The organism is Methanoregula sp., from assembly GCF_035543475.1.
GTDB lineage: Archaea > Halobacteriota > Methanomicrobia > Methanomicrobiales > Methanospirillaceae > Methanoregula.
The window spans coordinates 36445-62055 of record NZ_DATKKA010000008.1 but is presented as its reverse complement, the minus strand read 5'-3'; the positions used below and the strand labels follow the sequence as shown (position 1 = coordinate 62055).

The 25611-nt window shown below is 56.3% G+C and carries 23 protein-coding genes; 13 read left to right on the top strand and 10 right to left on the bottom strand.

What is annotated here, in order from left to right:
* Positions 1-212: 212 nt before the first annotated feature.
* Complete coding sequence (locus VMS83_RS03730; RefSeq protein WP_325410002.1) at positions 213-818, bottom strand: FKBP-type peptidyl-prolyl cis-trans isomerase; 606 nt, start codon at positions 816-818, stop codon at positions 213-215.
* A 106-nt stretch (positions 819-924) separates the two neighbouring features.
* On the opposite strand from VMS83_RS03730, the gene VMS83_RS03725 reads away from it, so the two are divergent.
* Positions 925-2034 (top strand): hypothetical protein, encoded by a 1110-nt coding sequence (locus VMS83_RS03725; RefSeq protein WP_325410001.1) that lies wholly within the window; start codon positions 925-927, stop codon positions 2032-2034.
* 113 nt (positions 2035-2147) lie between these two features.
* The gene (gene nifB / locus VMS83_RS03720) at positions 2148-3041 is read left to right on the top strand and encodes a nitrogenase cofactor biosynthesis protein NifB (RefSeq protein WP_325409999.1); all 894 of its coding nucleotides are present in this window, start codon (positions 2148-2150) and stop codon (positions 3039-3041) included.
* 247 nt (positions 3042-3288) lie between these two features.
* Here nifB and VMS83_RS03715 read toward each other — a convergent pair whose 3' ends face one another.
* Both VMS83_RS03715 and VMS83_RS03710 read right to left on the bottom strand, forming a co-directional pair.
* Positions 3289-3777, bottom strand: a complete 489-nt coding sequence (locus VMS83_RS03715) for a hypothetical protein (RefSeq protein ID WP_325409997.1) — start codon at positions 3775-3777, stop codon at positions 3289-3291.
* Between the two features lie 39 nt (positions 3778-3816).
* The gene (locus VMS83_RS03710; protein WP_325409995.1) at positions 3817-4146 is read right to left on the bottom strand and encodes a hypothetical protein; all 330 of its coding nucleotides are present in this window, start codon (positions 4144-4146) and stop codon (positions 3817-3819) included.
* A gap of 116 nt (positions 4147-4262) precedes the next feature.
* On the opposite strand from VMS83_RS03710, the gene VMS83_RS03705 reads away from it, so the two are divergent.
* Both VMS83_RS03705 and VMS83_RS03700 read left to right on the top strand, forming a co-directional pair.
* Positions 4263-5123 carry a DNA-3-methyladenine glycosylase family protein gene (locus tag VMS83_RS03705; protein ID WP_325409993.1) on the top strand — a complete coding sequence of 287 codons (861 nt, stop codon included), beginning with the start codon at positions 4263-4265 and terminating at the stop codon, positions 5121-5123.
* A 64-nt stretch (positions 5124-5187) separates the two neighbouring features.
* Positions 5188-6141 carry a DMT family transporter gene (locus tag VMS83_RS03700; RefSeq protein WP_325409991.1) on the top strand — a complete coding sequence of 318 codons (954 nt, stop codon included), beginning with the start codon at positions 5188-5190 and terminating at the stop codon, positions 6139-6141.
* Positions 6142-6188: 47 nt separating this feature from the next.
* Here the strand turns inward: VMS83_RS03700 and VMS83_RS03695 are convergent, their stop codons facing one another.
* Positions 6189-7415: an adenosylhomocysteinase gene (locus VMS83_RS03695; RefSeq protein WP_325409989.1), complete on the bottom strand. Its 1227-nt coding sequence runs from the start codon at positions 7413-7415 to the stop codon at positions 6189-6191.
* Between the two features lie 145 nt (positions 7416-7560).
* On the opposite strand from VMS83_RS03695, the gene hisF reads away from it, so the two are divergent.
* Positions 7561-8367 (top strand): imidazole glycerol phosphate synthase subunit HisF, encoded by an 807-nt coding sequence (hisF, locus tag VMS83_RS03690; RefSeq protein WP_325409987.1) that lies wholly within the window; start codon positions 7561-7563, stop codon positions 8365-8367.
* On the opposite strand, the gene pheT is transcribed toward hisF, so the two are convergent.
* From pheT to endA, 4 genes are read right to left on the bottom strand one after another with little or no spacing between them, the layout of a single operon-like run.
* Entirely contained in the window at positions 8336-9964 is a 1629-nt protein-coding gene (gene pheT, locus VMS83_RS03685) for a phenylalanine--tRNA ligase subunit beta (protein WP_325409985.1), read from the bottom strand. The genes hisF and pheT overlap by 32 nt on opposite strands.
* A 1-nt stretch (position 9965) precedes the next feature.
* Entirely contained in the window at positions 9966-11684 is a 1719-nt protein-coding gene (locus tag VMS83_RS03680) for a phenylalanine--tRNA ligase subunit alpha (protein WP_325409983.1), read from the bottom strand.
* A 6-nt stretch (positions 11685-11690) separates the two neighbouring features.
* Complete coding sequence (locus tag VMS83_RS03675; protein ID WP_325409980.1) at positions 11691-12947, bottom strand: tryptophan--tRNA ligase; 1257 nt, start codon at positions 12945-12947, stop codon at positions 11691-11693.
* Between the two features lie 23 nt (positions 12948-12970).
* On the bottom strand, positions 12971-13981 hold the full coding sequence (gene endA / locus VMS83_RS03670; RefSeq protein ID WP_325409978.1) for a tRNA-intron lyase: 1011 nt from the start codon (positions 13979-13981) through the stop codon (positions 12971-12973).
* A 280-nt stretch (positions 13982-14261) separates the two neighbouring features.
* Here endA and VMS83_RS03665 point away from each other — a divergent pair, with 280 nt between their 5' ends.
* From VMS83_RS03665 to VMS83_RS03640, 6 genes are read left to right on the top strand one after another with little or no spacing between them, the layout of a single operon-like run.
* Positions 14262-14903 (top strand): 4Fe-4S single cluster domain-containing protein, encoded by a 642-nt coding sequence (locus tag VMS83_RS03665; protein ID WP_325409976.1) that lies wholly within the window; start codon positions 14262-14264, stop codon positions 14901-14903.
* Entirely contained in the window at positions 14866-15306 is a 441-nt protein-coding gene (locus VMS83_RS03660; RefSeq protein WP_325409974.1) for a DUF1257 domain-containing protein, read from the top strand. The genes VMS83_RS03665 and VMS83_RS03660 overlap by 38 nt, the downstream gene beginning before the upstream one ends.
* A gap of 2 nt (positions 15307-15308) precedes the next feature.
* A complete protein-coding gene (locus VMS83_RS03655) occupies positions 15309-16868 on the top strand; it encodes an AAA family ATPase (RefSeq protein WP_325409973.1) in 1560 nt (519 codons plus the stop codon).
* Positions 16869-16874: 6 nt separating this feature from the next.
* Positions 16875-19679, top strand: coding sequence for a WD40 repeat domain-containing protein (locus VMS83_RS03650; RefSeq protein ID WP_325409971.1), 2805 nt, complete (start codon positions 16875-16877; stop codon positions 19677-19679).
* 5 nt (positions 19680-19684) lie between these two features.
* Entirely contained in the window at positions 19685-21307 is a 1623-nt protein-coding gene (locus VMS83_RS03645) for a hypothetical protein (protein WP_325409969.1), read from the top strand.
* Positions 21308-21325: 18 nt separating this feature from the next.
* Complete coding sequence (locus VMS83_RS03640; protein WP_325409967.1) at positions 21326-21529, top strand: DUF2997 domain-containing protein; 204 nt, start codon at positions 21326-21328, stop codon at positions 21527-21529.
* 4 nt (positions 21530-21533) lie between these two features.
* Here VMS83_RS03640 and VMS83_RS03635 read toward each other — a convergent pair whose 3' ends face one another.
* Positions 21534-22379, bottom strand: a complete 846-nt coding sequence (locus VMS83_RS03635) for a deoxyribonuclease IV (RefSeq protein ID WP_325409965.1) — start codon at positions 22377-22379, stop codon at positions 21534-21536.
* Positions 22380-22605: 226 nt separating this feature from the next.
* Here VMS83_RS03635 and VMS83_RS03630 point away from each other — a divergent pair, with 226 nt between their 5' ends.
* Both VMS83_RS03630 and VMS83_RS03625 read left to right on the top strand, forming a co-directional pair.
* Positions 22606-23349 (top strand): ribonuclease Z, encoded by a 744-nt coding sequence (locus tag VMS83_RS03630; protein ID WP_325409962.1) that lies wholly within the window; start codon positions 22606-22608, stop codon positions 23347-23349.
* Between the two features lie 200 nt (positions 23350-23549).
* A complete protein-coding gene (locus VMS83_RS03625; protein ID WP_325409959.1) occupies positions 23550-24992 on the top strand; it encodes an amino acid permease in 1443 nt (480 codons plus the stop codon).
* A gap of 46 nt (positions 24993-25038) precedes the next feature.
* Here the strand turns inward: VMS83_RS03625 and VMS83_RS03620 are convergent, their stop codons facing one another.
* Positions 25039-25611: a flavodoxin family protein gene (locus tag VMS83_RS03620; RefSeq protein ID WP_325409957.1), complete on the bottom strand. Its 573-nt coding sequence runs from the start codon at positions 25609-25611 to the stop codon at positions 25039-25041.

The following is a 25611-nucleotide window of genomic DNA, read 5'->3' as shown; positions in this document are numbered from 1 at the left end:
TCACAAGCGGGAGTCCCTTTCAACAATTGCGGATCGAAAGTACCCCCTTCCCCCATAGTAGGTGTCCGCACAAAAAAAAGCCGGACCCGCTTTCCTCATAGTGAAGGGGACCCCCTGATCATGAAAAGAAGGAGGGCCCCACCCTTCGTACGTGCGGGAGGGGCCCCCTGTTTCCAAAAAAGCCCGGCCGGTTGCTGAGCGAATTAAAAAAATCAGGAAGTTGCCGTGGTCGTGGCAGTGCTCCCTGAGGCCGCTTTCTGGATGGAATCGATCTTGATATCGAATGTCAGATTCTGACCCACAAGCGGATTGTTTCCATCCACCGCCACCCCGGCATCAGTGACATTGAGCACGACAACCGGAATAATACCTCCTGTGTTGCTCTGGAAATAGGCCTTTTCACCGGGATAAATAGTCTGATTTCCCGAGAACAGACTCTTTGGAACAATAGCTACAAGATTTGGATTATAGACATACCCCTGGTCGGCAGGGATCGTTATTGTCTTTTCCTCGTTCACCTTCATCCCCCGTACTGCTGCATCAAAACCGGGAAGCACCTGGCTGCTCCCGACCGTGAAGGTGAAGGGGGATGTGTTGACATTGGTCTGATAGACCGTCTTATTGTCGAACATAAGGGTATACGTGACATTTACGGTATCCCCTGCTGCCACCACCACGGGCGGCACAACGAACACGAAATAGATGGCGATAACGGCAATGACCAGCACGATGATTGCTGCCGCGATTCCCACTTTTTTGTGCTGATCCTTTCGCGCAGCCACTTTCTCCTTTCCTTTGAGTTTCTCGGACTTCTTCATGGTACTCCTACCTACAATTCGCCGGTAAACAATATACCCTTGCTTCTCAGATAGATAGGTTAAGGACCGGCCCGGACACCATCTCCCGGCCATTCCGGAGAGTGTCATGGAACACAAGGACCCCGCACGGATTTCCGGAACCATTTCCGCCCTGCACAAGACGCTCTGGACGGAGATCCACAAGGAGCGGGAGCGGCACCGGCGCCTGTATGCCTCAGGTACTCCGGGCAGGGTCACCCTTGTCATCCTTGGGGTGGCAATCCTCGTCAATATCTTCTTCTTTATCGAGAATCCGATCTACCCTCTGCTCTTTGTTTCTGCCAGTTTCTTCCTGTTTATGTTCTATTTTATTACCCTCCTCATTCCCCACAACCTGCGGCATACGACCCTCCCTCAGACCGAGATCTCCCGCTATCTTGTCCGCCTCCGCGAGAATGGCATCATTGTCAGCACAAAAAGGTTCACCCGCGTCTTCCTCAATGCGTTTTTTATCAACTGCCGGCCGCTTTTTTACGGGTTTGCACTGATTTTTTCTCTCGATATTCTTCTGGTACTTGCGATGGCCGCCAATGGTACACTCTCCCCCACCCACACCGGGATCATCCTCTTCCAGTCCATCGCCATCATCACCTTCTACTTCCTTGTCTGGAAACTGGAACCCTATACCATCGATTTCTTCTCCGGTGTATCCGGGATGAAGGCACACCTGATCAGAAGGAAGATCCCGGAGCAGGTGGTCTCCTTCCTCTTCCTGTTAGGCGCAGCGCTTGCCCTTATTGCAATCGTCTCGACCATCATCCTCCTGCCCGGAATGACCGTCAGTAACGTCCTCTCGGTGACAGAATTAAAGGAACTCGGGCACTTTTTCCTTGCCATAGGCGTGGCTATTGTCACCCTGTACTTCATCATGCGGTACATCCACGGCATCACCAGCCGCGACCTTCTGAACCGGTTCACGGAAGATAAGGCTGCATGCCTCCTCCGCCAGATCGAGATCACCAGCCAATCCGACAGGACTGTCACTGGTGGGGAAGCGACAGAGGACCCCGGGGTTTCCGCGCTGTGCAAAGCCGCAGCGCTGCTGCTCGAAACACAGATCTACCAGGTCGAGCAAAAGACACTGCTGGGAACATTCCCGGTCTATATCGTTAATCCGGATTTTTCCTGGGTATTCTCTACCCATATCCCTCAGGACAACGAAAAAATTACCGGCTGATTTGCCTACCGTAATTCAGAATTCCTGCCGCACCAGACAGGGTGCACAGAATGAAAACTACCCCTATTGAATTTTATTTATAGATGGAACACGAAAAGTAGAACGTACCGCCTATGTCAGACGAATTAAAGACCACAGAGGTCGCGGGAAAGAAAGTGCAGTGGGATCCTGCCCAGATGCGAAAGATCCAGGAGCACCCCTGTTTTTCCGAGAAGGCATGCCATGCCTTCGGGCGCTGTCACATTCCCGTGGCCCCCAAATGCAATATCCAGTGCAACTACTGTATCCGGGATTTTGACTGTGTCAACGAGAGCAGACCGGGGGTGACCACGCGGATCCTCAACCCGGAAGAGGCCATGGAGATGGTTGACAAGGTCACCAAGAAATATGATTATATCAAGGTTGTCGGGATAGCAGGCCCTGGGGACCCGCTGGCGAACGAGGAGACGTTCGAGACGCTCAGGCGCCTCCATGAAAAATACCCGGGGGTCATCAAATGCATCAGCACCAACGGCCTGCTCCTGCCGGACAAGATCGACCTGCTCCAGAAGTACGATGTAGGCAATATTACGGTCACGCTCAACGCGATCGATCCGGAGATCGGGGCGAAGATCTACCAGTTCATCGAGTATCAGGGAAAGAGGTACACGGGCATTGAGGCTGCAAAGCTGCTCCTCTCCCAGCAGCTCAAGGGCATAGAGATGGCCGTGGCCCGGCATATGATCGTCAAGATAAATACGGTCTACATCCCGGGCATCAACGAAGACCATATCGTGGATATTGCAAAGAAGGTCGGGGAAATGGGTGTGTATACCTTCAACATTATCCCCCTCATTGCACAGTACAAATTTGCTGATATCGCCCCGCCGACCCCCGAGATGAAGAAAAAGATGCAGGATGCCTGCTCGAAGTATGTCAAACAGATGCGGCACTGCCAGCGCTGCCGTGCCGATGCAATCGGCAAACTCGGTCACGATGTGCAGTCGTGCATGTACGAGAACAAGTAATCCTTCTTTTTTAATGCATTATCTGTTTCCCCGGAACCCTGTTTGCGGACAGGAATACCCTTCCTCCGGGCATCGATGCATTCGAGGCGCAGGCTGTCCCTGTACTGAATCCGAATGGCCGCCCGAGCCATGAACCGGAAACAGAGAGAGAAAATCTGTCCACGGGCAATCCCGCAATCTCCAAAACCTTATTTTTCTATGGCTGCTCCGCAGATCTCAGAGAGTGTCCCTCGGCCCCGACCACAGTTTATGGCGACGAGAGCCCCAGTGTCGGATAGGCAGTCTTCTGCGGGACGGCCCTCGTAAGGATGCTGTTGAGTTTATCAATAATCGTCTCAAGAGAGGGGGGAACATCCGTATCCTGAGCCATCACAGTCTTACCCATATACGTAATTGTATAGGTGAGAATATCCGGGCTCTGACGGGCTGCCGGGTAGCTGGTCTGGAGTTGCGCGAAATCAGACTCGTTAAAGAGCACAGAGAGGAGGGCAAGGTCTGTGTCGTTTAAGGCTATCTCGCTAGTAGCTGATCCCCGGGAGATTGCAGCAATACCATTGGTGAAGATCACCAGGCGATCATCTGTTCCGCCGATACCCCCCACGCGGTGGTAATCGACAAGGATGGCCGGAGGCGCAGTCTTGTTGACCGTGATACCTTTGGTCCCGATGCAGCCGGTACCCGCAAGTACCAGAATGAGAAGAAAAAGGGGGATGATATGCATTATTTTAATACGCATCACTCCGACAAGCTCAAGGGAATCCGGGAATTTTCCGGTTTACAGCTGAAGAACGTCCGCTTTTTTGGTTTTGGCTGCCGCTTTGCGTTCGGGGAGGATCTCCTCAAGGGCCTTTATCAGGCTGTCGGCCTTTTCATTGTTAAAGACTGCCCGGAAGGCTGCGAGCTCGGCTGCATTCATGATCATAATTCCCTTCTTTTTCATCGGGAGCCCGTTCTCCCCGAGAGGGTTGATATCGATCGCGAGGGATGCCGGGCGGTTTTTTGTTGCAGGAAGCCTGATTATGGAGACCCCGGCAAGCGTGGTCTGCTTGCGCTCCCAATCCGCGCCTTCCTCGATAAAAGCCTTGAGGGTTTCTGTTAATTCCATGAAAAGAACTGTTAGCCGATATATTAAAAGACTATCCGTCCGGTGCGAAAATAAATCCGGCGCACCCGCTATACTCTAAAAGGGTAAACGCAGATATCTGACAGGGATATTTTTCCATGCCGCGGATCACGCTTCGCCACGACCAGCCCTTCTCCCTTGACCAGACACTTGGGTGCGGGCAGGTCTTCCGCTGGGAGCACATGCCAGACGGGAGCTGGACTGGTGTGGTGGGTGGCCGGGTGATCCGTTGCCGGCAAAACGGTCTCACCCTCTCTTTTACCGGTGCAGGCGAACCTTTTATCCGGCACTATTTCTCTCTCGATCTCGACCTTCCGGCCATTCTCGAATCCATTGATCGTGACCCGTTCATCCACGAAGCGATCGAACAATGCCGGGGCCTGCGCCTTGTGCGGCAAGCTCCATGGGAGTGCCTCTGTTCGTATATCTGCGCCACCAATACCAACATCCCTGCAGTCCGGCGCCGGGTAGCGACCCTTGCAGAGCAGTTCGGGGAAAGGATCGAAGAGAAAGACACTCCCTCCTTCTCTTTTCCCGATCCAATCCGGATCGCATGCACCGGAACTGCATCTTCCCTGAGGGAATGCAGGCTCGGCTACCGGATGCCGTATGTGTTTAAATCAGCCTGCGATGCCGCTGCACAGACCACATGGACAGATGCCCTTGCCGTGCTGCCGTACGAAGAGGCCCGTCATGAGATGATGAAGTTTGCCGGTATCGGTCCCAAGGCCGCAGACTGCGTCCTGCTCTTTGCCTTCCAGAAATACGAGGCATTTCCGGTCGATGTCTGGATCCGCCGGATCATGCGGGAGCACTACCTCCCGGCACTCCCGCAGGATACAACCCTGACGGGAAAAGAGTACAATGCCATACGAACCTTTGCCCGGAAGCGTTTCGGTGCGTACTGCGGGATTGCGCAGGAATATATCTATGCGGCACGGGAAGGTTCAAAGAGATAGATCGTCCTATAGATCAGAAAACCCGGGACATTTCGCCCGTGCAACCTCCTGAACTCCTGATACCATGGTCTGCCTCCCCTTTCGTGCCATTCCAAAGCCGGTAATTGCGATTGCGGGTGCCACCCTCCTTTTTGGGACGGCAACACCGCTATTGAAAATCCTTGTCGACGGGATGGCACCCCTTGTTCTCCTTGCCCTCCTTGCCCTCGGATCCGGGGTCGGGCTCCTCTGCTGGCGGATAGCCGGTGGTTCCCGCCCCACGAACCTCCGGCCCCCTGTATCTCAGCGAGAGCGGTATCTCCTGGCAGGAACCGTAATCGTGGGTGGTTTCGTGGCACCCGTGACCCAGTGCTTTGCCCTCACCGTTACCCCGGCAGCGACCGCTGCTCTCCTCCTTAACTTCGAGATTGTTGCGACCGTAATGCTCGCATTCCGGGTCTTCCATGAACCCGCCGATAAAATGACCGGATTTTCCCTCCTCCTCATCTTTGCCGGCAGCATCCTTCTTGCATGGAGCGGTGAGAGCGCCCTTGGCATCTCGCTGGGAGCTTTCGGGATCATCCTTTCGGGATTTTTCTGGGGCATAGACAACAACTGCATGGCGCATATCACGGCCTACTCTCCGGACCTGATCGGGCTGTACAAGGTGATCTTTGGCGGAAGCATTGCGGCGGCCTTCGTGATCGTGCTCGGGGAGCCCCTGCCGGGAGTGAACCTGATCGCCCTTGCGCTCCTTACCGGGTTCTTCTCCTTCGGGTTCGGGCTCATCCTCTTTATCGTGGCCCTGCGTGACATGGGTGCGGCACGGGCAGGAGCGATCTATGCCGCAGCCCCGTTCATCGGCTGTATTGCCTCGCTCTTTATCTTTTCCGACACCCTAGGCAGCCAGTTCTGGCTTGCCCTTCCCCTCTTTACCGCGGGGGCGCTGCTCGTGATTCGGGAACAATGGAAACTGGGGTGTCCCTCCACTACGAATGGCCCGACAAAAAAAGATCTGCAGAAAAAAGAATCCCTCTAGGCCTGATGCTGGTAACAATCGCGAAAAAAATACTGATGTAAGGGAAATTACGTCCCGATATCCCAGCTGCACTGGTATTTTTTCTGGGCAGCACTCATCTCATCGATGGAGAGACCCAGCGATGCCAGCTTGAGCCGGGCAACCTGCTCATCGATCTCCTGCGGGACTTCGTACACGCCGCCCTTAAGGGACTCGCCGTGTTCTGCGATGTACCGCGTACAGAGCGCCTGGAGGGCAAAACTCAGGTCCATGACCTCAATGGGATGACCCATGCCTTTGGGGGTTGCGAGGTTCACGAGCCGGCCCTCGGCAAGCACGTGGACCGGTTTTCCCTTGAGGACATAGGTGATGATCCCGTCGCGCTCGATCGTCGAGTCTGCGTGTTTGGCAAGCCATGCAATATCGATCTCGACATTGAAATGGCCGGCATTTGCAAGGATTGCTCCGTTCTTGAGTTTCCCAAAGTGGTTCTTCCCGATTACACTGGTGTTCCCAGTGGTCGTGACAAAGATGTCACCGATCTCCGCAGCCTGGTCCATGGTCATGACATGGTACCCGTCCATGTGCGCCTCAAGGGCCCGGCGGGGGTCGATCTCGGTGACCACGACTTTTGCACCCAGGCCATGGGCCTTCTGGGCAAGGCCCCGGCCGCAGTAGCCGTAGCCGGCGACAACAAAGTATTTCCCGGCAATGAGCGTGTTCGTGGTGATCATGATCGAGGAGAGCGCACTCTCCCCGGTCCCGTGGACATTGTCAAAGAACCGCTTCATGGGAGTGTCGTTCACCGCAACGACGGGGAACTCCAGTTTCTTCTCGGCTGCCATTGCCCGGAGCCGGTGGATACCGGTCGTTGTCTCCTCGCAGCCGCCGATCACTTTCTTGAGCAGTTCACGGCGTTTGGTATGGAGGTAGTGGATGAGGTCCATCCCGTCGTCAATGGTAATCGACGGGGCAGCATCGAGCACCTGCTCGATGGCCGCATAGTACTCCTCGACTGTGCACCCGCGCTTTGCATAGCAGCGGACGTTTTTTACCTCGTTTAACCCCGCAGAGACATCGTCCTGCGTGGAAAGCGGGTTGCAGCCGGTGATGTAGACCTTTGCACCGCCCGCGGCAAGCGTCTGGACAAGGTTTGCCGTCTTGGCCTCGACATGGAGGGCCATGCCGATCGTCATGCCCTTGAAGGGCTTGTCCTTCTCAAACTGTTTTTTTATCGAGGCAAGTACGGGCATGTACTGTGCCGCCCAATCGATCTTCAGTTTTCCGGTACTCATGAAAACACCTGTGCGGTCCCGGCCTCGCGGCAGGTACCGCCCTATCACGTACCCTGTATATAATGCGACAATGGCACATAAACTTCCCCGCAAAATCCGAATGGCAGATAGGTAGATAGGGATCAGCGGAGAAACCGGAAATGACATGGTGCTCACGAGACGGATCATCCCCTGCCTTGACCTAAAGGACGGCCGGGTGGTAAAAGGGACAAATTTCCTTGGGCTCCGGGACGCCGGGGACCCGGTAGAACTTGCCGGGCGTTACAACGAGCAAGGAGCAGACGAGGTTGTCTTCCTCGATATCACCGCATCAAAAGAGAAACGGGGCATCATCATCGATCTTATCCAGCGGGCGGCGGACCAGCTCTTCCTCCCGTTGACGGTCGGGGGCGGCCTGCGAACACTCGACGATATCCAGCAGATCCTCCGGGCCGGCGCGGACAAGGTGAGCCTGAACACGAGTGCCGTTCATGACCCGTCGATTATCACCAAAGGCGCGGAATCGTTCGGGACGCAGTGCATCGTGGTTGCCATGGACGTGCGGCGGAACTTTACCCCGAACCCGGAGGCCGTGCCGGTGATATTGTGTGACGGCAGTACCTGCTGGTACGAGGTGGTCATTTACGGCGGCAGCAAGCCGACCGGGATCGATGCGGTGCGCTGGGCAAAGGAAGCCGAGGAACGGGGAGCCGGCGAGATCCTCTTAACCAGCATGGAGACCGACGGCACCAAGAACGGTTTCGATATCGCAGTCACGCGGGCGATCTCGGAAGTGGCCAACATCCCGGTGATCGCAAGCGGCGGGGTCGGGACGCTTGAACATTTTTACGACGGGTTTACCAAAGGGAAGGCTGATGCCTGCCTTGCGGCGAGCGTCTTTCATTACGGTGAGTTGAGTGTCCGCGATGTAAAAGAGTACCTTAAAGGGAAGGGTATCCCGGTACGGCTCTGAGATCGAGCTCGAATGCGGCCACCGGCTGTTCCAGTTCAAACGCGGTGAGCACGGCTGGATGGATCTCGCCAAACACCCCTGCTTTTTTCCCGCTGACAAGGATATCCGCCCGCCTTCCCTCGATGAAGGCGGCATCGTCCGACACTTCTGCGCTATAGGGAATCCCGAGCTCGCGGAGCACTGCGTCTGCGTGGGCGTAGGCTTCCGAGAAATCAGCGCCGGCATGGGTGCTGACAAACGCAAGACGCTGGGTGGTGCGGAGATCGGCGATCACATCGCCGGTGGCAAAGAGCCGCTGCGGGAGTTCCCGGTGCCGGTTGACCTGGAGCATCTCCAGAAGGAGCGGCAGGATATCGGTCCTGACCACGGTGTACTCCTCACTGATCGGGTGCATGAGATGGAGGGTGGCAGGGGCACCCGGGCGCTGCATCCGGTCGCAGAGCGCCCGTTCATTCGTCAGCGTGAAGGGCATCATCTCCAGGTACCCGAGTCCCGCAAGGATCGCCCGCGCCTGGCCGGCAATCCGGTTTGCCGGGTGCTCCCTTCCGATGGAGAAGGTGGGCGGCACCTCAACAGCAAAGTTCTCGTACCCGTAGGCAATCGCGACATCCTCGAAGAGATCCCAGTCGTGCATGATGTCCGCCCGGTAGCAGGGCACCTGCACCCGGACCTGATCCGGCCCGACCGGCTCTGCACCAAACCTCATCTTTTCCAGCAGTTCAGCCATCTGCGGTGCGGTCAGATCAACCCCGATGAGATCGGAACATTCCCGGACGCTGACCGTGCGCACTGCAGGAGCCAGCTCGGGGAAGGGAGCGCCATTGATCTCCACGCTTTCAATTGTGGCCCCGGCTTCTGCCATCGCGGTACAGATGATGTTTGCCGCCACATTGACCGCCCGCTGGTCGGTGCCGGTAACATCGAGGAGGATATTCTTTGTCGCGGTCGTCACCCGGGTCCGCTCGCCGTTGATGATCGGCGGGAACGAACAGACGTGATCCTCATCGTCAACGATCAGGGGGAAGAGCGGGAAGTCTTTTACGATCTTTGCATAGTCCCGCCCTTTCGGGTGCTTTTCGAGGATCTCATCAAGGGTGAGCTCTTCGGTAAAATCGAGCGGGACAAACTTCCTGACCCGCGGTGAGGCGACATAATGGAACGGCGGGATAACCGTATCGAGGTCGTGGATGCCGATGGCAACCTTGCTCCGCCCCCGTCCCACTGCCCAGTGCAGGGCTTCCTGGAGCGCCATCACCGAGAGGATGGACTCGTCATCGAAGGCAACATTCCGGATGACCGCAGAGGCAAGGCAGGGCCGGATCGCCGCGAGCTTCGAATCGATGGTGAAGCGAATCCCGGAAGGTTTCACCGCATAGCGTGGCAAGCCGGTCTCAATTCCCAGGAATCCCCGCATGGCCCTTGCCGCGCCTTCGACCGAGAAGAGATCGGGGCGGTTGGGGAAGAACTCAACGTCGGCGTGGTCCTCCTCCAGGCGTTCGACCTCGGATCCGATCATCGGGAGGCGTTTGAGGATCGTCTCCCGGTCGGCACCGGTCAGCCGTTCGAGGTACTTGTAGGAGAGGCTGATGATCGCCATATTACGCCTTCCTCCCCGCTGCGGCGGGGGCATGCACAGGGCTGTTCCGGATCCATTCAAGATCGCTCTGGTACAGCTGCCGCAGGTCCCTGAGGCCCAGCCGGAGCATGGCCACCCGGCTCACGCCAAGTCCCCACGCGAGCACCGGGCACTTCACACCCCACGGGTCGGTGACTTCCTGCCGGAAGACCCCTGCCCCGCCCATCTCCACCCAGCCAAGGCCGTCAACCCAGATCTCGGGCTCGACCGATGGTTCCGTGTACGGGAAGAACCCGGGCCGGAACCGGACATCGGAAAAGCCCATGCGCAAATAGAACTCTTTCAGGAAACCAAGCAGGTGCCGGAAGGTAACATCCTTGTCCATCACGATCCCTTCGAGCTGCTCGAACTCAGGGGTATGGGTGGGGTCGATCGCCTCGCGGCGGTACACCCTCCCGATGCAGAATGCCTTGACCGGCGGTTCCGGGTGGGCAGCGAGGTACTGGATCGAGAGGCTGGTTGTGTGGGTACGGAGCACGCACTGCTTTGCTTTTCCGGGGTTCCACTTCCCGCCCCAGCCGGTAGACGAGGTGTTGCCGCCATGCTCATGCATGTCGCGGAGACACTCCCATCCCTCGGGGAGTGGTGCTTCTTCTTTGAGATAGAAGGTGTCCTGCATCTCCCGGGCCGGATGGTCCTGGGGCTGGAAGAGGGCATCGAAGTTCCAGAACGCGCTCTGGACGATCTCCCCGTGCATCTCGGTAAAGCCCATCTCAAGAAGGATCTGGCGCATCTCGTCGATAAGCCGCTGGTACGGGTGGGACTTACCGGGATACACGGTCTTCGGGAGTTTCTTCACATCGTATCTGCGCAGGCTCGCGGTCTTCCATGCGCCGGAGAGGATCTGGTCCCGGGTAAGGGTGCCGATCTCTTCCCGGAGGTCAAGGCCCTGATTTACACGGAGAGTACCTTCAGGAGTGATTGAGAGGGAATAATAGACGGTTTCAGACTCCCGAACGATTCCCCGTTTGACAAATTCTTTAAAAATATCTTGGAAACGATCATGGCTAATTGGGTATGAATGCGTTCTCACCATCGTACCGCGCTGATTGACGGTGATATGACTTTGTTTTTTATTATTCTGAGTTGACGATACTAACTTGATAGTACCATCCTCGTCCTCGATTAATTCGTGTTTGATCTCTTTGGAATCGTTTAAAGAAAAATTGGATACATTTTTGTCTTTGATATTTTCCTTATCATCTTGGTCATAATCCTCTCCAATTTTTAAAGAAGGCTCAATGTGCAATTTGCCAGTTTCATCAAAAAGAAGAAGAACGTTATTTACTTTTTCTGTCGAAGCATTCGGCATTTTAATGACAGAAGTTCCTTCGACCTTTACGAGACCTTTCTTTCGTAACTGACCAAATCCAATCTTAAATGCATCCTTTTTCTTTTCTTGGAGATCCGCAAGCGTTGTACCTGTTTTGATTTCATTGAGAATCTGCGTCTCGGGAAGCTGTTTAGCTTTGCGGTATTTTATCCCCTCTTCCGTCAAAGAGGGAGTTTTCTCAACAATCCGCTCAACCTTCGAAAGTCCCTTGTCCTCAGCAAGATGCCCCCACTGCACCACCGCTTCCGGGGTTGCATCCAGAAGAGACGCAAGATGCTCCGCATCGGCCTTTTTCTCCTTTGCCAGCACAGCAAGCAGCCGTTTCTCGTTTAAGGTCAGTTCCGCCATCGCCACTCACACCTCGATCGTCTCTGCTGCTACGTCCATCTTCTCCCGGAAGTCCTTTAAAAACGCCACGACGCGCTCTGCGGTCTCCTTCTTGCACTGCCCGCAGGTGATCTCCCCCGATCTGCACTTCCGGTGAAGTTCCGCCAGTTTTGCATCGTCGGTAATCATATGGAACATGTTGAGCAGGTAGAGCGTGCACTTCTCCGGTTCGCCACCGAGCCGCCGCTGCTCCTCAAGCGTCATCCTGCCGCCGGTCAGGGCGCTCATCACTTTTTTTCGCACCGCCGCCTCAGGCTCATAGAACGAGATGAAACTCTCGGGAATGCTTGACGACATCTTCCCGCCGGTCAGGCCGGGCAGGAACACATGGTAGGTGGAGGAGGGGGTGTAAAACGCATAGCCCCCGCAGGCCCGCTCGATCTCCCGGACCTTTGCGCTCACGTCGGCACAGGCAGCGCCTTTGATGTCCACGTGACCTTCGTATTTCTTCGCGTGCGGAAATGCTTTCTTCACCGCCTCGAGCGCCGCATCGGGAGCATTCTTCGAGCGCACGCTGATATGCCCTTCGCGTTCCTCAACGGTAAACATCCGGAACTTGTGGGCGATCCCCCTTGTGAGCCGGATATGGGGATCCTGATCAATTCCCACGGGGACAAGTGTCGGCGCCGGTTCCCGCTCGACCTGAGGGTACAGGATATCGGCGACCTGGGTGATTACGCTGTCCGCGTGGGCAAGTGCTGTCTCCGGAGAAAAACCGTAGATCGCAGTGAGTTCAGAGAAGTTTACCTTGGTTGCCGCCTCGAAAGCGAGATCCTTGAGCCGTTCGTTTTTGCTCTGGAAATAAGTCTCCCCTTCAAAGCCCAGGGCGTACAGGCAGGAGAGGTATTCCTTCCCGTATTCCCTGCATTTCTCCCATGACAGGCCTCTCACCGCGTAGGCTTCCCGGTCAGCAATTGTCACGTACCCGTTTGCACCCTGCTGCACGTGCCAGACGATCTCCCGCATCAGCATCAGGTGCCCGAGGTGCGGGTGGCCGCTGGGCATGAACCCGGTCAAAAGATGGAACGGCGTATGGTTCCGGATTGCTCGTGCAATCGGGAGATAATCGCGCTGGCCGACCACGATCCCCCGGCGCATGAAGTACGGGACCTCGGGAAGTTCCGCGAGGACCGGTGCAATCGGGTCGATGCCGAACTCGGCAAACGTTTTCTCGACATCAAGCGTTGGGGTGCTCGACCACGGGTTGATCTGCGGCTCTGTCATGGTGGAAACGCTTCTTTTACGAATTATAACTTTATCCGCGCAAATTCGACGAACTGGATACCGGTAGTATGTACACAGCCAAACAACATCTTCTTTTTGACGCTGTGTGCCATCCTGACCGACCGTGAAATAACGCTCATGGGCATGACCGCTTCTTTTTCGATAGCATGCACCAGCAGATCGGAGTGCACGTTTTTACCACAGTAGACCCTGAAGTGGTGGCCGAACTTATACCCGGTCCGGGGCGTGAAATCATGCCGGCGCAGCTCTGTGTAGACCTTGTCCTTTGTGGCCAGTTCCAGGTCTGACTGCGAAGCCCAGGCGAAATATTCAGCGTTGCTGATGAGCACCCCGTCTTTTTTTGCCTGAAGAATCCCTCTCTCCATGAGATAGAGGAGTTCAACCGGCGCTAACATGAGCCGTTCGTCATCGAACCTTTTGCCGAACCCGGCTCGTTCAAGATCCGATTGCGGGGGCACCCGGATTATGGCGGATTTCCCCACGAGGAGTGCTTCTGCTTTTGCAACCTGTGGTGCAGGGACAGCAGCATCGGCAAGCTTCTGGATCTTGATCTCGTAATAGGTGAGCTCTTCTTCATCATCCACGACCGCGAGCACATACTGCTTGCGCATGTTCCTTGACGTGACCACCTCTTCGATCAGCCGGGCAAACCGGACCGGGTCCCGCTCCGAGAGCACCCGGACCAGGTAGAGCGATTCCCCGGTCCCGGGTTTTTCCCCGCGGCGGAATACGCGGAAATCATGGGGGCCGGTCTGGACCACGTACCCGCGTTCCCGCAGGTCACGGTACACAAGGAAGCTGCGCAGGAAATTGCTCTGTTCGGCAAACTCGGCAAGGAGTGTATCGAATGTATAGCCCGGAACTTCCAGTTTCTGGCGATGGACAAGGTAGAGGGCCTCCTGAGGCGCAAGGTGCAGCCCATCGCCTTCCGGGCGCCCGTACCCGCTCTGGTCGTAAAGTATCCGCCCGTCCTTTCCGGTCAGCACCGAGGTGCCGTCAAATATCGCCTTCACTGCAGGATCTATTGTTACCGAAGGGTTATAAGAAGCGCGGGGACGATGCCCCGCGCGCCACTCTTCGCCCCTTGGGGAATTCTTATGAATTACAAAATCCGGAACAATACCTATTAAAAGGCAAAAATCAAACTTGTAGAGTCAGATTGTATCTCATAAGTATGCTGATTGCACGTCCCCGAGAGTGATACTCATCCCGGGAAGATTTGGGTAATACTATTAGGTACATCGATCACCCTCACCGGAATCATTTCAGCAGCCAATATCTCAATGGCGAAAAATGATGGTGCCTCATACCAGCGACCACGGATGCCGACGCAAAAGCGGACTCAACCTTGCGGGTTTTCTCGCAAGGTCAGCCGTAAACGGCCCTGGCATCCGGGCCGTTATTTGGGTGCAGGGATGCCCGATCCGCTGCAAAGGGTGTTTCAACCCGGCGTTTTTGTCCTTTTCTCCTGCTATGGTGCTCTCGCCGGATGAAGTGGCCGACCGGATCTGTGCCCTGAAAGGTATTGATGGAGTCACATTCTCCGGTGGAGAACCCTTTGCACAGGCTGATGCCCTTTCGGTTGTCGGAGAACAGGTCCGGAACATGGGATATACCATTGTGACTTATACGGGATACACCTACGAGCACCTGCTCTCCGCCAGAGATCCTGCCTGGAACCGGCTCCTTGGCGTTACCGATCTCCTTATCGCCGGCCCGTACATCAGCGTCCTTTCCTGTTCTTCACCCTTCATCGGGTCATCCAACCAGCAGCTCATCTCCCTGACCGGGAGAATACGGCAGGATCCCTGTCACGGGCAGGCAGAAGGAGAGGTTATCGAATTTTCCATCGACCCATGCGGTACGACCACGATTACGGGATTTCCCAAGAACTACCGTGCAGGTCAGACCGCTGTCCGCTGCAGGGAGGGATGAGATCATTTCGCATTTCAGCCGTATCAGGACCACATTCCGGCACCGTGAAGTACTGATCCAGTGCATGCAGGATCTTGGGTATACTGTTGAGGTCAATACGACCATCAGGGGCTACCACGGGGAACACAATGTGGATATTGCTGCAAAAAAATCCACGGGATACGGCCTTGGTTTTGTCATGAACCCTGCAGGTACGTACGATCTCATCGGAGACTGGTGGGGGGTGTCGGGAAAAAGTGAGAGGAAGATCGCTCTCGAACTGAAACACCAGGCAGATACTCTCCAGAAAGAATACGCAAAAAAAATCGTGCTCGAACAAACCGCTGCGGACGGGTTTGACCTGGTCTCAGAGACAGAAGAGACTGACGGGACCGTACGGATTGTCGTCAGGAGGTGGAGGTAGCCGTGCACCGTGCGGAACCCGATTTCTCGCGCAGGCTGGATGTCTCGCTCCGGGCGCGGGTCACCCTGATCGTGGTAATCACACCGGAAGAAGAGCGGGTAGTGTCCCAGATCCAGGAGGTATGCGAGAGATGGGATCCTCCCCGGCAGTGCGTTGCGTGGGACAGCGTGGACGGCTTTTCTGTTATCGCCGGAAATAAAAATTTCATGAACCAGTCCAAGGATCCTCTTACGGCGCTCGATGATATTATCAAGACCAGCGAGGATGCGGTCATTGTTCTCAAGGACTTTCACGAGTACTGGAACAACCCGCAGGTAAAACGGCGGATCCGGAACTTCTCCCAGGCATTCCGGTACAACCGCCGCACAATCGTGATCCTGACCCCCGCCCCACGTGTACCGGATGAGATCCGTGACGAAGCCGTTATCGTGCATTTCCCGCCACCGACAGCTGCCGAGCTTTCCGCTGATCTCGACAAACTCCTTGGCACAAGCGGAATTTCCTGTTCGCTCTCTCCGGCAGGCCGCGAGAAGATCATCCAGGCCGCCCTTGGCATGACCCTGAACCAGGCACGCCGGGCCTTCTCGAAGGCGATCGTCACCCGGGGTTCCCTTGATGACCGGGATATCGATGCGATCATTGCTGACAAGAAAGATATCCTGAGTGCCTCGGATGCGCTGGAATTCTACAGTTATACCGAGGCCATGGAGAACGTCGGGGGTCTTGTGGTCCTTAAGGACTGGCTACGCCTGCGCGAACGTGCCTTCACCCAGGATGCGCGTGACTACGGGCTCCCGGCCCCCAAAGGCATCGCGTTAATCGGGATTCCAGGCACCGGGAAAAGCCTGACCGCCAAAATGATCGCCGATCTCTGGCACCTGCCCCTCCTCAGACTTGATGTGGGAGCACTCTTTGGCAGCCTTGTTGGTGAATCTGAAGAACGAACCCGTCGTGCGCTTTCGCTTGCCGAGACCATCAGCCCGTGCATCCTCTGGGTGGACGAGATCGAGAAAGCATTCGCCTTCGGCAGCGGGGACGCCGGGACAAGCCAGCGGGTCTTTGCCCACCTCCTCACCTGGATGCAGGACAAGACCGCCCCCTGTTTTGTGGTGGCGACCGCCAACAACATTGCCGCACTCCCGCCGGAACTATTGCGGAAAGGCCGTTTCGACGAGATCTTTTTCCTGGACCTGCCCACCTTCGAAGAGCGGCGCGAGATCTTTACCGTGCACCTCAAGAAGCGCAAGTGCCTCCCCATAGAGTTTGATCTCGATATTCTTGCCCGGAAAAGTGAGGGTTACGTGGGTGCCGAGATCGAGCAGACGATCATCGATGCGATGTACCGGGCATTCAGCGAGAACATGCGCCGGGTTACGACTGCGGATATCCTCCACTGCTTAAAAACGCAGGTCCCCCTCTCCGTTTCGCAGCGGGAGACGGTGGCTGAACTGAGGGGATGGCTAGGAGAAGGGCGTGCACAGTCAGCATCGCGGGCAGCTGCCGCCGGTCTACGGAACGACCGGGCGATCCTGCTGGAAACCTTCGAGACCGGAAGCCCGTGAGCCTCAATGCAGATTCCCTGTACCTTCCCGGTTCTCGGGCCCCTTTTTTTCCGGCGTACAACCGAAAGGATTGCCGCTGCGGTGTTGCAGGGGGACCTTCAGGCTGTCAGCGACCTTGCATCCATTGCCAGGACGGGAGTGGACGCAACTGCCCGGGCAATCGCGCTTCATGCATTGGGTTCCCTGCCCTCGCGGGACGCTATTGAAGTGTTCTGCAACGATGTACTACTCCATGGGGATGAACATCTGGAAAAGGTGGCCATTCACCAGGGATATATGCCCGTGGAACCAGGATCGCAGGCACTCTTTTTGTATATCTCCGGGCAGGAAGAAGCGCTGTGCCACTGCGATCCTGACCCCTCTCACCCAATCCTTGCCCGGGGATACAGAACGGCACCGGACCGGATCAAAGCCCGGGCGCTCCGAAGTTTTTCCGGTGCCCATATGGGCCGGATCCTCGCCCATGCATTGATAGGAACGGATCCGGAACAGGCTGCCATACGATGGTCGTACGGTGAATGGGAGGCTGTTATCTCCGGTCTCACCGATGAAGGAGCATGGGATCTCCTGTGGCAGCTGGTACCCTCAGCGCCCCCTTCATACGCTGTTGCCGCCCTCCGCAATATGAAGACAGCGGGCTGGAGACCAGCTGGAGATGATCGGAGGTCGTTTGAGGATCTCATCCGCATGATCCCGGAAGCATGGGTGTTTCCGATGCCGGAAAAACCCCTTGTCTCAATAAGGAACCAGGACTCTCTGTGCCTGAAACTGGTCTTCTCTCCTGACGGCACCCTTCTTGCCTCCGGAAACAGCGACGGCCGTGTCGAGATTTGGCAGTTATCATCGGGGCGGCCCATCACTTCCCTCACGGCACATACCGGGCCCATTGATTTTCTTGCAATCGTTTTGGATAATACGTACCTGGTTGCAGGTTCTGGCAACGGAATGCTCTCCTGCCGGGACATTTCATCGGGAAACACGATCTGGTCGTATGCAGACAAGAATCGTCATCTCTGCTGTATGGCGGTTACGGGAAACGGGGAGGCGATCCTTGCCGGAGATGATACCGGGAGAATGATCCGTCTTTCCTGCCGGACCGGAAAAGTTTTGCTGGATGTTCCCGGGCACCCCTCCCCGGTCACCGCAATCGCACCTTCCCCCGAAGGAAATTGTATTGCCGTAGGCCATATGGACGGAACCATCTCTTGCAGGGCCGGCACCGAGGGGAGGGAAATGTGGAGTGTACCAGGGACTGGCGACGGGGTGCGGGCTCTTGCATTCTCACAACAGGCCGATCAGATCCTTGTGGTCTATGAACGTTCTTTACCGGCACTGAGGGATGGGATCACCGGAAACATAGTACTGACTTATGCAGGACTTTCCGCGCATCCTGTCTGCCAGGATATGTCGGCAGAAAAATCGCTCCTCCTCATCGGGGGAAAGGATCACATTCTCCGGTTGTGGTGCGGACGGGAGAGGTATGCAGCAGCTGAAATCCCGTTATATAACCGCCTCCCGACGTGCTGCGCTCTCACACCAGACGGTACGCTCGCTGTCATCGGCTGCGATGAGGGAACCATAAACTTCATCAGTGTCCCGGAAGGACGCAGGATTGCAGAATTCCGGGGATATCGGCAGAGGGTCACGGCGTGTGCCATCTCTCCGGCCGGCAACCTTCTTGCATCCGCAGGAGGGGATGGTGAGGTCACCCTCCGAACTATACCCTCCGGTGAGATCTCCCGGACTCTTCGGAGGCCATCCGGTGCAGTCACAGCACTCTCCCATCTCTCCGGCCCGAACGACGCTGGCATTATTGCCGGGACTGCCGGGGGGATGATTCGCATTTTCGCCTGCAATGATGGCACGCCGGTCAGATCCCAGGATATGTACACACCGTCGGTGAGGGCCCTTGCAGCCAGCCCGGACGGGACCTGCCTTGCCTGCGCAGGAAGTGATGCAAGCCTTCGTATCTGGGACTTAAAAAATGGTGGGCTTGCTGCCACATGTGAAACTCCCGCCACCACCGCAAAGTGCCTTGCATTTTTACCGGATTCAGCCGGATTCGTTTCCTGCGGCTGGGACGGCATGATCAGGATCTGGGACACTGCCGGAGGAAAACAATCCGGAACGCTGGCCGGACATTCGAGTGTCATTACCTGCTGCTGCGTTGCCCCAAAGGGTGACCTTCTCGTTACCGGGAGTAATGACACAACCGTCCGGTTGTGGCTGCTGCCTGCCGGCAAGGCGGGTCCTGTCCTCCGTGAGGCAGATAAAGAAGTGAGCGCATGTGCGATCAGCCCCGACGGCAATCTCCTTGCTGCGGCAGGTATAGATCCTGTGATACGGATCTACCATCTGCCGGAGGGGATGCTGGCAGGGACAATTCCACAGATTCCCGGCAAGCCCACGGTTCTGGCTTTCAACGAAAACGGGGAGCTACTTGTTGCGGGGTACGATCACGGGCTCATCGTATTCTATTCTGTACATGAGCGAGTCCTGATCCGGACCTGGTCTGCCCACACAGGCGCCGTTACGGGCCTTGCTCCTGGAAAAGGAAACGATTGTATCGTTACAAGCGGGGCTGATGGGATGATCCACACATTCCGTCTCCCTTTCATGCGGCCCCTGTCGCAAACCACCCTGGACGATCTTGCACTGGCCCGGGAACAGGAACATGAGACGACAAATGATGCCCTGAAAGAACAATGGCAGTTTCTTTCCGCTCTGCTTTCTCTCCGGTTCCAGAATGAGATCGAACTCTGTCCGCTGTACCGTGATGCCGGCATATATGATATCCAGATTGTCGGGTGAGCAGCATGGAAAGGTTCGAACCATCCCACCAGCCAGTTGCCCGTCTTGGCGTCGATTTCGGAGCCGGTTCACTGGTCATTGCCCGTGGGGTAAGAGGTGGCAGCGGGTGCCATACTCTCGGTTTCCCCGGCTGGTCTCAGGAGATGACCCGCCCGGCAGCCGGGGAGCCTGTCCATAGTGTACCGGTGCTGGTTCATTACGATGAAGGGGGCGGTCGGATACTCGGAGACGAAGTGGTCCGCGCCGGTAAGTGCGGTCATCCTGCAACAGCGCGATGGATCCGGAAATACCTGCTGGAGGAAAGCCCGGTACGGATTCCGGTTACCCCGGAGAGCCATATCACGTTCCGCGACGCAGCAACAGATTTCCTGACAACCGTTCTCTCTCGTGCGTCACAGGTCTGTCCCGGGCAGTCTTCAGTAGTCTTTGCTCTTCCCCCGGAGAGCCCCGAATGGTATACCGCATGGCTCGGGAGCATTGCGCAGGCTGCCGGTATCAGGTACTGGCATACAGTTTCCGAACCCGCTGCTATTGTGGCTGGATACGGGCTGATCCCTGAAGGGGAGAAAGACTATCTTATTATTCGCTGGGATGAGACTGACCTTTCAGCGTCTTTTATCCGGTCCGACGATGCATCGGATGAGGGATCTGCCGGGGGCCTGATCGTCACCGGCACGGCATATGACAATACCGGATGCAGCGCGATGGACTTGTGGGTAGCACAGGACATACTTGACCGCAGTCCCGTAAAGTTCACCCGGGGAAAAGAGCAGCGGTTACGCGAGGAGATGGCCGGCAAAATAAAAGAGAGGTACGGACAGCTGGCAGCTGCCGGCGGGGTAACGATGGTGATTGGAGATCCGCTTTCCGGAACAACAACACCTGCCTGTGTCTCCCACGAAGACATCGGCAGGATCCTTCAGGAGCGTGGATTTGGATCGATCCTTGACAGTACGATCGATCGTGCACGGGCAGCAGCCCAGGCCCACGGGAGCGACGAGATGATACCTGCCGCCGTCATGATGGTCGGCCGGGGATGTGCATTTCCCGGAGTCCTGGATCTGATAAAAAAGCGGTATGGGGATCTGCCGGTCTATTCCGATCACCCGTTTGATGCCATTGCCCGGGGTGCTGCATTTTCTCTGCCCCCCGCAAACCGATCGGACCTGATCACACATGATTATGCACTCCGGTACTGGGAGCCGAAAACCCGGGAGCACCGTTACCGGTTCCTCGTTCGCAGCGGGGCACGTTACCCAAGCGCCGGCCAGGTCGCCCGGATCACCATCAGCGCTGCCTACGATGGCCAGACGCGTCTCGGGATACCCCTGTATGAGATCCGCACGCGCCCGGATGCACAGGTACCCTCCCTTGAACTTGTTTCTGACGCAACCGGGGGGATCCGCCTGGCCGGTCCCCCAGAAGATACCGGCACTGAAAACAGACCACTCCTGGCAAATGGCCGCGAACCGGTGCTGCTGCCTGCTGATCCGCCGGCGCTAAAAGGCGAACCGCGGTTCGAACTGACATTCAGGCTTGACGGCGAGAGAAAACTGCTGGTTACGGCCCGGGATCTTGTGACCGGCATACTTGTGAAGAAAGATACCCCGGTGCACCAGCTGAGCTGAGGAGAGGAGGAAATATCTATGGAAATGCAGGAAATGGAGATTATCATCAATAAGGAAGGGAAAGTTCTGGTGAAAGTGAACGGGGCACACGGTGCTTCATGTCTTGAGCTGACCAGGAACCTCGAAAACGCCGCGGGAGTTATTGAGGAGCGGACGCACTTGCCGGCGTACTACGAACCGCAGGTACAGGAAGAACAGGCAGCCCGCATCCGGAGATCCTAAAAAATCAGCGGGCAAGATCGCGTACAGCCCGGATATTGCCCCGGTCATCCCGCCGTTCATCCACCGGTGTCTCGCAGACAAGGGGCAGGCGTGAAAAGACCGGGTTGTGGAGGAGACACCGGAATCCTTCTTCACCAATGAACCCCATCCCGATGTGTTCATGCCGGTCGAGTCCACTCCCACGATCACCTTTTGTGTCATTGAGATGGATGATACGAAGCCGCGAAAGACCCACCTGCTCATCGAACTGTGCAAGGGTAGAGGCCATGCCCTCTTCAGTGCGCAATTCATAACCGGCGGCAAATGCGTGACAGGTGTCAAAACAGACGCCAATCCGCTTGTCCGCCGGAAGCCCTCGGATGATGGCACCTATATGCTCGAAACTGCTCCCAACGCTGTTCTTCTCCCCTGCGGTATTCTCAAGGAGCAGCATAGTCCCTGATTCCGAAGATTCGAGCGCAGCTGTCACTGCTTTGATGACGCGGGCCCTGCCCCCGGCAATGCCGTCCCCGAGGTGGTGGCCGAGGTGAGTCACAAGATAGGGGATACCGAGCCGACCGCACCGGTCGAGCTCTGCCGTGAGCGTCTGGACGGACTTTTCCCAGATCTCGGGCTTGGGCGAGGCAAGGTTCGGGAGATACGGCATATGGTCGACCGGGAGGAGCCCGGTGGTGGCAATCTTTTTTTTATAGAGGTCGCTGTCCTCATCAGAAAGGGGCTTAAATCCCCACCCCCGGGGGTTGCGGGAGAACATCTGGAAGACATCGCAGCCGGCATCCCGAGCCCGGTCAACCGCGAGGTCGAGCGAACCGGCAATGGAGACGTGCACGCCGACTTTTACCTGTACCATGAGTGATCCTGCTCCATATCGGCAATCATCGTACCTGATCAACATTGCAGCGCACCGGTAGATGGAGATTGTGATCGATCCCACAGAAACGGGAACCCGTGGGGGTTGATGGTGGCGCAGCGGTGATGTTACCCTGATGCGCAGCAAACATCGCGAATCCTGAACTCCCGGTTATTCACCTGCCAGATACTGTATCTTGATGAGGAAAGACGGACAAGTTCCGGGTATGCAGGTCACCTTCCTTGGGACGAACGGGTGGTATGATTCAGCAACAGGAAACACGGTCTCAGCCCTGATCTCGGCGCGGGACTTTGATATTATTCTCGACGCGGGGAACGGGATCGCCAAAGTTGACCAGTACCTTACGCAGGAGAAGCCGGTCTTTCTTTTCCTTTCCCATTTTCACCTCGATCATACGGAAGGGCTTCACGTACTTGTGAAGTTCCGTTTTAAAAAGGGCCTGACCATCTGCGGTGGGGCAGGGACAAGGACAAACCTCGCAGGCCTTCTCCGGGAGCCGTACACAGTCCCGCTTGAAGAGGTCCCCTTCCCGACAACGGTGACCGAGCTTGCGGAAGGTGCGACAGAGCTCCCCTTCCGGGTCACCTGCCTGCCCCTCGTCCACCCCGTTCCCTGCATGGGCTACCGGTTCGAGATTGACGGAAAGGTGGTTACCTATTGCACCGACACGGGTGTCTGCGATAACGCGGTAACCCTTGCACGCGATGCCGACCTCCTCATCACGGAATGCGGGTTAAAACCCGGAGAGAAGAGCCCCCTCTGGCCTCACATGAACCCGGAGGATGCGATTGGGGTTGCCCATCGGGCAGGAGCAAAACGGCTCGCGCTGATGCATTTCGGTGCGGAAGTCTACAAGACAATGGAGGAGCGCCGGGCATTAAAGGTACAATTTGAAAAGGACTGCCCGGGACTCGTTGTGTCTGAGGACGGGATGACGATAGAAGTGTGACGGGATACTTATGAGAATAAGATACAGTCTGAAAATCTGTAGGGCCGTAAATTCGGAACGACTTTTTGGAAATACCAGACAGCCTGTGTCAGGTCCGGACGGAGTCACGATCAGCGCGGAACCGGGCTCCTGAAAAACGATCCGCTTATCGCCGGCTCCGTATCCTCTATAAATCATGACACCGATCACTCAGGTGTAGTATGGATCTCTGGGCGCTCCTTACGAAGAACACACAGGCTTTCAGGACCAAGTCCATCGATAAACTCATGGAGTGTACCGGCGGAGAACAGGCACTGAGGAAAGTGCTTTCCCCGCTCGATCTCACCCTCATGGGGATCGGGGCCATCATCGGAACCGGCATCTTCGTTATTACCGGTGTAGTTGCTGCAAACTATTCCGGGCCGGCACTGGTAATCTCGTTCATCATTGCCGGCATAGTCTGCGCATTTGCCGCCCTTGCGTACGCAGAATTTGCCGCGATGGTACCGGTAGCCGGCAGCGCCTATACGTACAGCTATGCCTCCCTCGGTGAGATCTGGGCCTGGATCATCGGGTGGGACCTGATCCTCGAATATGCAGTCTCTATCGCCGCTGTAGCGGTCGGCTGGTCCGGATATATCACCAGCCTCGCGGCAAGTGCCGGGATCATCATTCCCGCCGCTCTGGCAAACCCCCCCGGAACCAATGGGGGGCTTTTCAATATCCCGGCAATGGGAATCATTCTGCTGGTCACGCTCCTGCTCATCATAGGAGTACGGGAAAGCGTCCGGGTCAACACCCTCATCGTTGCAATAAAACTGGGTGTGATCCTTCTTTTCCTGTACCTGGCCTTTGGCCACATCCAGCCGGCCAACTGGGTGCCCTTTATGCCGTTCGGCTGGAACGGAGTTATCACCGGTGCCGCCATTGTCTTTTTTGCCTACATTGGTTTTGATGCGGTCTCGACCGCTGCAGAAGAGGTCAAAAACCCGCAGCGGGATGTTCCCCTCGGCATTCTCACATCCCTTGCCATCGCTACGGTGCTGTATATCTCGGTCTCTGTAGTGCTTACCGGCATCGTTCCCTATACGCTCTTTGCCGGGACCAGTGCCCCGGTTGCCTTTGCTCTTGGACAGATCGGGATCTCGTGGGGGTCTGCCCTTGTCTCGGTCGGGGCGATCTGCGGAATCACATCAGTTATCATCGTCCTTCTGTACGGACAGACACGGATCTTCTTTGCCATGTCACGGGACGGGCTGCTGCCGGGAGTCTTCAGGCAGATCCATCCCGTGTACCGCACACCGGTCAAGGTTACTCTCCTTGTCGGCACGGTTACTGCTCTTCTTGCAGGGTTTCTCCCGCTCACCACCATCGCCGAACTGGTCAATATCGGCACGCTCGCTGCCTTTATTATCGTCTCCCTGGGAGTGATCGTGCTCCGGCACACGCAGCCGTCACTGCCCCGGCCATTCCGATGCCCGCTCGTTCCATTCGTCCCCATCATCTGTATCATTTCCTGCGGCCTGCTGATACTCGCTCTCCCGCTGGTGACGCACCTGCGTTTCGTGCTCTGGCTTGCCGCCGGCCTTGTGATCTATCTCCTCTACAGCCGGCACCACAGCAGGATTGATGAGGACACGAGTACTCTTGCATGCTGGAAATAGCAGGCAACAAAGACAACGGTCAGTATTTCACGAAAAAAGAATGTGGTTATTTTTTCAGTTTTTTCATGACCCATGCCATGTTCTCACCCAGTACCTTCATGGTGTTGAGCCCCTCATCGTCATTCTCCACATCACCGGGGGCAAGCCCGATACCCACATTCCAGTAACATGAACCCGGGACCACCATCTGGCTGATGAAGAAGAAATGATTTATCGTATCAAACGTGTGAATTGCACCGCCCCTGCGGACTGCCACAACCGCTGCCCCAACCTTGCGACGGAACATGCTGTCGTTTGCCATAGCAACAAAACCTGACCGGTCGATCAGGGCTTTCATCTCTGCTGTCACATCAGAGAAGTAAGTGGGTGAGGCAAGGATGATTCCGTCTGCCTCATCCATCTTTGCAATACATTCGTTGGCAAAATCAGCGATCACGCAGCGGCGGTTCTTCTTCTCCATGCATTTCATGCAGGCCGTGCACCCATGCATCTTCTTCCCTGACAGCTGAACCAGCTCAGTTTCTATCCCTGCTTTTTCAAGTTCCTTAAACAGCGCCCGCACAAGGATCGCAGTATTCCCGTCTTTGCGGGCACTTCCGTTGAATGCGATGACTTTCAT